The 1,786-nt window shown below is 71.4% G+C and carries 1 protein-coding gene; it reads right to left on the bottom strand.

Going from position 1 to position 1,786, the window contains the following annotated elements; genetic code table 11:
* Nucleotides 1-111: 111 nt before the first annotated feature.
* A complete protein-coding gene (locus ACH9D2_RS05780) occupies nucleotides 112-1,731 on the bottom strand; it encodes a GMC family oxidoreductase N-terminal domain-containing protein (protein WP_396361828.1) in 1,620 nt (539 codons plus the stop codon).
* Nucleotides 1,732-1,786: the final 55 nt, after the last annotated feature.

Raw genomic sequence — 1,786 nt, forward strand, 5'->3', positions numbered from 1 at the left:
GGGTGCCGATCGTCTCCTACGACCCCGACCTGGAGCTGCTCTCCGTGCCCATCGGCGCGGAGCTGGCCGGGCTCTACGCCCGCGCCGCCGTCCTGCTGCGCGGGCGGACGCTCAGGCGCCGGCGTTCGCGGCGACCAGCTCCGCGCCGGCGTCCGCGGCGATCAGCTCCGCCGCGCGCTCGCCGATCATGTAGACGGTGATGTTGGGGTTCACCGTGGTCAGCTCCGGCATCACCGAGGCGTCGGCCACGCGCAGGCCCGCCACCCCCTTGACCCTCAGCTGCGGGTCGAGCGGGGACATCGCGTCGTCGGCCGGGCCCATCCGGCAGGACCCGGCCGGGTGGTAGACGGTGTTGTGGGTGCGCCGGACGTAGTCGGCGATCTGCTCATCGGTCTGCACGTCCTTCCCCGGGAACAGCTCCTGCCCGGCCCACTCGGCCAGCGGCGACTGCGCCACGATCTCGCGGGCCTTGCGGATCCCGGCGGTCATGATGCGCAGGTCGTAGCCCTCGGGATCCGTGAAGTAGCGGGGGTCCACCCGGGGCTTGTCGCGGAAGTCCCGCGAGCGCAGCCGCACGGTGCCGCGGGAGCGCGCGTGGGTCACGTTGGGGGTCAGGCAGAAGGCGTTGTCCGAGGTCGGGTAGCCCTGCCGGTAGGTGTGCATGTCGAAGTTGACCGAGCCGTAGTGCATCATCAGGTCCGGCCGGTCGGTGTCCGGGTCGACCTGGGTGAAGATCCCGGCCTCCCACCACTGGGTGGACTCGGTGACCATGGGCTTCTTGGCCTCCCACTGGATCACGCTCTCGGGGTGGTCCTGCAGGTGCGCGCCGACGCCGGGGGCGTCCACGAGCACGTCCACGCCGACCTCGCGCAGGTGCTCGGCGGGTCCGATCCCGGAGAGCATCAGCAGCTTCGGGGTGTCGATCGCCCCGGCGGAGACGACCACCTCGCGGCGGGCGCGCACGGTGCGGGGAGTGCCGAAGGCATTGTCCACGACCTCCACGCCGGTGGCCCGGCCGTCCTCGACGACCACGCGCGTGGCCTGGGTCGAGTGCAGGACCGTGAGGTTCTCCCGCTCGGCGGCCGGGTGCAGGTAGGACACGGACGACGACGCCCGGGTGCCGTCGGCCCGGCGGTTGATCTGGAAGAAGTTCGCGCCGTTGACCACGGTCTTGCCGGTGTTGAACGGCGTGCGCGGGATCCCGGCCTGCTCGCAGGCCTCGAGCACGGCTACGCCGCACGGGTCGTCGTCGGGGACCTGCATCAGGTGCACGGGCCCGTCGTGGCCGTGGTGGGCGCCCGCGTCGTCGTTGGTCTCGAGCTTCTGGTAGAGCCGGAAGGCGGTCTCGGCGTTCCAGCCCTCGGCGCCGTGCTTCTCCTCCCATTCGTCGATGTCCTCGGCCGGGGCCCAGAAGGCGATGCACGAGTTGTGGGACGAGCAGCCGCCCAGCACCTTGGCGCGCGCCATGCGCATGAAGGAGTTGCCGTTCTCCTGCTCCTCGAGCGGGTAGTCCCAGTCGTAGCCGGACTCCAGCAGCTCCATCCACCGGCTGAGGGTCAGCACCTCGTCGAGGCCCCGGTCGTGCGGTCCGGCCTCGATCAGCCCGACCGTCACGGACGGGTCCTCGGACAGGCGGGCGGCGACGACGGCGCCGGCCGAGCCACCGCCGACCACGAGGTAGTCGAACTCCTGCGGGATGCTGGGTGCGCGGGTGGTGCTGGGAACGGTCATGGTCTCTCCTTGCAGAAATCGTGGAACGAGGGTCGGTGGGCCCACGTCGTCGTCG

The sequence above is a fragment of the Kocuria rhizosphaericola genome, from assembly GCF_044462205.1.
GTDB classification, from domain to species: domain Bacteria; phylum Actinomycetota; class Actinomycetes; order Actinomycetales; family Micrococcaceae; genus Kocuria; species Kocuria rhizosphaericola.